The sequence below is a fragment of the Pseudomonas sp. LRF_L74 genome (genome assembly GCF_965644255.1).
Taxonomy (GTDB): Bacteria; Pseudomonadota; Gammaproteobacteria; order Pseudomonadales; family Pseudomonadaceae; genus Aquipseudomonas.
In genome coordinates this window covers 93,457-99,552 of sequence record NZ_CBFFRH010000014.1, presented here as the reverse complement: position 1 = coordinate 99,552, position 6,096 = coordinate 93,457, and the positions used below count along the sequence as shown (strand labels likewise).

At 62.8% G+C, this 6,096-nt stretch carries 3 protein-coding genes and 2 tRNA genes; 1 reads left to right on the top strand and 4 read right to left on the bottom strand.

Annotated features, from left to right (window positions below):
* The 4 genes from ACSZPK_RS25385 to ACSZPK_RS25370 form a co-directional block, all read right to left on the bottom strand.
* Window positions 1–76: transfer RNA gene (locus tag ACSZPK_RS25385), tRNA-Glu, on the bottom strand.
* 47 nt (window positions 77–123) lie between these two features.
* Window positions 124–199, bottom strand: a tRNA-Ala gene (locus tag ACSZPK_RS25380).
* A gap of 175 nt (window positions 200–374) precedes the next feature.
* On the bottom strand, window positions 375–1,856 hold the full coding sequence (gltX, locus tag ACSZPK_RS25375) for a glutamate--tRNA ligase (protein ID WP_437884397.1): 1,482 nt from the start codon (window positions 1,854–1,856) through the stop codon (window positions 375–377).
* A 72-nt stretch (window positions 1,857–1,928) separates the two neighbouring features.
* Window positions 1,929–2,795 (bottom strand): LysR family transcriptional regulator, encoded by an 867-nt coding sequence (locus ACSZPK_RS25370; RefSeq protein ID WP_437884396.1) that lies wholly within the window; start codon window positions 2,793–2,795, stop codon window positions 1,929–1,931.
* Window positions 2,796–2,986: 191 nt separating this feature from the next.
* Here ACSZPK_RS25370 and ACSZPK_RS25365 point away from each other — a divergent pair, with 191 nt between their 5' ends.
* On the top strand, window positions 2,987–6,064 hold the full coding sequence (locus ACSZPK_RS25365; protein WP_437884395.1) for a transglycosylase domain-containing protein: 3,078 nt from the start codon (window positions 2,987–2,989) through the stop codon (window positions 6,062–6,064).
* The last annotated feature ends 32 nt before the right edge of the window (window positions 6,065–6,096 follow it).

The window sequence follows — 6,096 nt, the reverse complement described above, 5'->3', positions numbered from 1 at the left end:
TGGCGTCCCCTAGGGGACTCGAACCCCTGTTACCGCCGTGAAAGGGCGGTGTCCTAGGCCACTAGACGAAGGGGACAAAACCTTCAATCAACCGAACGAGCTGGAAATCATTCGGCGGCAATTTGGTGGAGCTAGACGGGATCGAACCGTCGACCTCTTGCATGCCATGCAAGCGCTCTCCCAGCTGAGCTATAGCCCCGTCTCAACGACGGGGCGCATATTAGGATTCGAGCCCTGGGCTGTCAACACTATTTTTCACTACCCCCCTAAATTTTTTTTCGCCAGAACAAACACTTATAGGCGAGGAGCTAAAAATCAGGGAAAAGCGCCCAGGCACTCAACGACAGGCTACCCGGATTGAACAGCCAGCGAACCTAACGGAATGTTTCCAGCAGCTTCTTCCACTCTTTCGTTTCGCCATTGCTCACGCCACCAATCAATTCGATGGCCTGGCGCAGACGGAAACGCGAGAGGTCGGCGCCGAGGATTTCCATGGCGTCGAGCACCGATACCGAGCTGGACTTGCCGGTAATCGCCGGGAACATCAGCGGCATCAGATCACGCAGCTTCAGGCCCAGGCCCTCGCAGACGAACTGGATGCAGGCGGTGATCCTGTCCTTTTCCCACTGGCGCAGCGCTTCCAGTTCCCACAGCACCAGTTGCAGTGCCTGGCGCACCTGGTCGGGCGACAGCTTCTTGTGCTCCAGCAACTTGGCGTCGAGTTGCACGCCGCCGCTGAAAAAGAACCCGGCCAACGGTGCGATATCGCTGAAGGTCTCCACACGCTGCTGCACGTGCGGCGCGATCTTCGCCAGATAGCCAGGGTTGAATGCCCACGCCTTGACACGCTCGGAGAACGCCTCGACCGACAGCTCGCGCAACCACTGGCCGTTGAGCCAGGAGAGCTTCTCGATATCGAAGATCGGCCCGCCCAGGGAAACACGCGACAGGTCGAAGTGCTCGATCATCTCGGCCAGGGAGAACTTCTCGCGCTCGTCCGGCATCGACCAGCCCATGCGCCCCAGGTAGTTGAGCAGCGCCTCGGGCATGTAGCCCATGCGCTCGTAGAAGGTGATGCAGGTCGGGTTCTTGCGCTTGGACAGCTTGCTCTTGTCCGGATTGCGCAGCAGGGGCATGTAGCACAGCTTGGGCTGTTCCCAACCGAAATATTCGTAGAGCTTGATGAGCTTGGGCGCCGATGGCAGCCACTCTTCGCCGCGCAGGACATGGCTGATTTCCATCAGGTGGTCGTCGACCACGTTGGCCAGGAAGTAAGTAGGCAGGCCGTCGGCCTTCATCAGCACCTGCATGTCCATGCGATCCCACGGGATCTCGACATCGCCACGCAGCATGTCCGGCACCACGCAGACGCCCTCGCTCGGCACCTTCATGCGCACCACATGGGGCTCGCCCGCGGCAATGCGTTGCCGGGCAGCATCCGGGGAGATGTGCATGCAATGGCCATCGTAGCGCTGGGTTTCCTTGCGCGCGGCCTGCTCGGCACGCACCTGGTCCAGACGCTCGGCGCTGCAGAAGCAGGGGAAGGCATGCCCCTTGGCGACCAGCTCGTCCGAGTACTTCTGGTAGATCGCGCCACGTTCGCTCTGCCGGTATGGGCCGTGTGGACCACCGACATCCGGGCCTTCGTTCCATTCAATACCCAGCCAGCGCAGGGCGTCGAAAATCTGCTGTTCCGACTCGCGGGTCGAACGCAGTTGATCGGTATCCTCGATGCGCAGGATAAATTCGCCGCCGTGCTGGCGAGCGAAACACAGGTTGAACAGGGCGATGTAGGCGGTACCGACGTGCGGATCACCGGTAGGTGACGGCGCAATGCGGGTGCGGACTTTGGTCATGGCGGCTCTCGAGCGACAGGCTTTGACGATTAAGGGGCGCGATGTTAGCAGGGCCATGCCCGCAGGCTCCAGTTACGTCGGCAAGTGGGCGATGAGGAAATCGAGGAAGGTCTTGACCTTCATCGCCTGAAAGCGCCGCGACGGGTAGACCGCATACAGTTCACCGGCTGGCAACGGGGTATCGGGAATCAGCTCGATCAGGTCGCCATCACCGATCTGCTTCTCGGTGATCATCACTGGCAAGGCAGCGATGCCCACTCCAGCCATGGCCGCCGCCCGGGCAAAGGTGACATTGTTACAGGACAGCACGGCAATGCAGGACACCGGCTCACCGGGCAGCGGCCAGTGCCGGTGCGAATCCATGGGCAACAGGATTGCCCGGTGCCCGGCCAGTTCGGCGATGGTCCGCGGCGTGCCATGCTGCGTCAGGTACTGTGGGCTGGCGCACAGGTGCCGGCGGTTTTCGAACAGTTTGCGGGCGATCAGCGTGGAGTCGCGCGGCTGGCCGATCTGAATGGCGATGTCGACGCCCTCCTCCAGCGGATCGACATGCCGCGAGGTCAGCTCGACCTCGGCCTGGATCTGCGGATACTGGCGCATGAAATCACCGAGAATGCCGCCCAGGATCAATTGGCCGAACTCGATCGGCGAGGTGATGCGCAGCAGGCCGGCGGGCTCCTGCTGCAACTGCATGACCGCCTGCTCGGCCTCGGCGAAGTCGAGCATGATCTGCCGGCAGCGCTCGTAATAGGCTTGCCCCACTTCGGTCAGGCGCAACTTGCGGGTGGTGCGGTTGAGCAGCCGTACGCCGAGGCGCTGCTCCAGTTGCACGATGCGCCGGCTGACCGTGGACTTCTGCATGCCCATGCTGTTGGCCGCCTCGGTAAAGCTATGCAGCTCCACCACGCGAGTGAAGATCAGTGCATCATCGAGCCCCATGATCGTTCCCCAAAGACAACGAAGAGCGGCAATTCTAGCGTATTGATGCAAATACTCGATCGGCCATGACAGGGCAGGAACGGGCATTCAGTTTTTGCGTCCGGTGACCACCGATTGCTGGCTGCGCCTCGCTTTTCAGCGTCTAGACTGAAGCTCATGAGCATGTTCCATGCGCAGCCAGGGCCACGACCATGGGCGTTTTATGGCATTCAGAGGCACCGCAGACTGCGCATCCGGCGAAAGGTCCCAACGTGCCAAAGCCGAAAAAGCACCGGCGCGTGAAGATCGTAGTCTGGCTGAGCCTATTGGCCTTGTTCGCCGTGCTGGCCCTGCTTGGCTCGCATGAAATCAACACGTCCAACTTGCAATCCCGGGAGTTCAGCCGCTACGCCTCGACCCTGGACTATGCGCTTGGCGATGGCCCCAGCCATGCCATCGACTTTCCCTCCGCCGGGCCATTCGACAAACGCCTGGGCTACGCCAACCTGCCGCAGATGCTCGAACGCCTGACCCAACGCGACTACCGGGTAACCCAGCAGGTACAGTTCTCCCCTGCCCTGCTCAATTACACCCACCGTGGCTATTTCCCCCCCTACCCGGAGAAATTGCAGAGCGGCCTGGATATCACCGACTGCCGCGGCGAGCCACTTTACCGCTTCACCTACCCGCAGCAGCTCTACCGGCATTTCGCTGATATTCCGCCGCTGATGGTCAGCAGCCTGCTGTTCATCGAGGACCGCCATCTACTCGACACCGACCAGCCTCTGGCCAACCCGGCCGTGGATTGGCCGCGCTTCCTCAAGGCGGCGATATCCCAGGTCGGCAAGCGCGTCGCCATCCAGGATCAATCCGCCGGCGGCAGCACCCTGGCCACGCAATTGGAAAAATACCGCCACTCCCCCAATGGCCTGACCCTGGAGCCCATGGAAAAGCTGCGGCAGATGATTTCCGCCAGCATCCGCGCCTACCAGAAAGGTCCGCAGACCCTCGAAGCCCGCCAGGACATCGTGCGCGACTACCTCAACAGCGTGCCGCTCTCCGCAGCCCCCGGCCATGGCGAAGTCCACGGCCTGGCCGATGGCCTGCGGGTCTGGTACGGCGCCGACTTCGCCCAGGTCAACCGGTTGCTCAACGATGACCGCTCGCCCCTGGCCGAACGAGCCCTGGCGTTGCGCCAGTCGCTTTCACTGATGATTGCCCAGCGGCGACCCTCCTATTACCTGGGCCAAGGCCATGAGGAACTGGAGAAACTCACCGACAGCCACCTGCGCCTGCTCGCCAATGGCGGCGTAATCGATCCGCCGCTGCGCGATGCGGCACTGGCGCAACGCGTGCCGTTGGCGCCCACCCCGAGCGTGCAGCCGATCCCCAGCAACAAGGCGATCAATGCCGCACGTAACCGCCTCTCGGCGATGCTCGGCCAGCCGCTGTACGACCTCGACCGGCTCGACCTGGAAGCCAGCAGCACGATCAACGCGCAACTACAGGAGCAGGTCAGCCAGTACCTGGCGAACCTGGCCAAGCCCGACTTCGCCGAGCAGATCGGCCTGTTTGGCGAACGCCTGTTGTCACCGCAGAAAACCCGCGACGTGCGCTACAGCTTTACCCTCTTCGAGCGCACGGCAGAGGGTGCGCGGGTTCGGGTGCAGACCGACAATACCGACCAGCCCTTCGATATCAATGAAGGCAGCAAACTGGAGCTGGGCTCCACGGCCAAGCTGAGGGTTCTCACTACCTACCTGCAGATCATTGCCGAGCTGCACGACAAATATGCGCCACTGAGCGCCAGCGAACTGCGCAAGGTCGAGATCGCCGACCAGGACCCGCTCAGCCGTTGGGCAAGGGACTACCTGCTGGGCGTCAACGACCGCGGTCTCTCGCCGATGCTCGACGCGGCGCTGGAGCGGCGTTACTCGGCCAGTCCGGACGAGCGTTTCTTCACCGGCGGCGGCCTGCATCACTTCGGCAACTTCCGCCGCGAGGACAACGGTCGCATCCCGACCCTGCACGAAGCCCTGCGCGAGTCGATCAACCTGCCCTTCATTCGCCTGATGCGCGACCTGGTGCGCTACAGCACTTATCACGGCGAGAGCAACAGCGCCGAACTGCTCAAGGACGACCGCCACCCACTGCGCGCCGACTACCTCAAGCGCTTCGCCGACCGCGAGGGCACCACCTTCCTGCTGCGCTTCTGGCGCAAATACCAGAGCAAATCAGCCAATGAACGCCTGGACACCTTTCTCGACGGCCTGCGCCATACCTCGACCCGCCTGGCGGCCGTGCATCGCTACCTGCTGCCGAACGCCAGCGAGGCCGACTTCGCCAGCTTCCTCAAGGCGCGGCTGCCTCAGGAAAAACTCGACGACAAGCGCCTGGACAAGCTCTATCGCGATTACGGCCCCGGCGCCTGGAGCCTGCCCGACCAGGGCTACATCGCCCGCGTGCATCCGCTGGAGCTATGGCTGCTCGGCTACCTGATCAACAATCCCGACGCGACGTTCAAGGACGCCGTCACCGCCAGCACCGATCAGCGCCAGGAGGTCTATGGCTGGCTGTTCAAGACCCGCCACAAGAGTGCCCGCGACAGCCGTATCCGCAGCATGCTGGAAGTGGAGGCCTTCCTCGATATCCACCAGCGCTGGCAACGTCTTGGCTACCCCTTCGACCATCTCGTACCATCGCTGGCCACCGCGATCGGCAGCTCCGGCGATCGTCCCGCCGCCCTCGCCGAGCTGATCGGGATCATCCAGAACGATGGTGTTCGCGAAGCGGTGGTACGCCTCGACGAGCTGCACTTCGCGGCGAACACGCCCTATGAGACCCATGTGCGACAGAACGTGCATAACGGCCAGCGAGTGATGCCAGCGGAGGTCGCCGCGGCCATGCGCAAGGCCCTCGGTGAAGTGGTCGAGAGCGGTACCGCACGCCGCCTGCGCGCCACCTTCGCACTGCCTGACGGTACGCCACTGGCCATCGGCGGCAAGACCGGTACCGGCGACAATCGCTTCCAGAGCGTCACCCGTGGCGGCCACGTGATCAGCTCACGAGCGATCAACCGTACCGCCACCTTCGTGTTCTATCTCGGCCCCAATCACTACGGCACCCTCACCGCATTCGTCCCCGGCGAAGCGGCTGAGAACTTCCGATTCACCTCCGCTCTGCCGGTGCAGGTGTTCAAGGGCATGGCCCCCATTCTCCAGCCCTATCTGCAGGGCGGTATCCAGACCGGATGCGCGCTGCCCAGCGCGATGCAGGCACAGATGTGGTGAATCTCACACAGGCGGTTCTTCCCCCAGCCCCC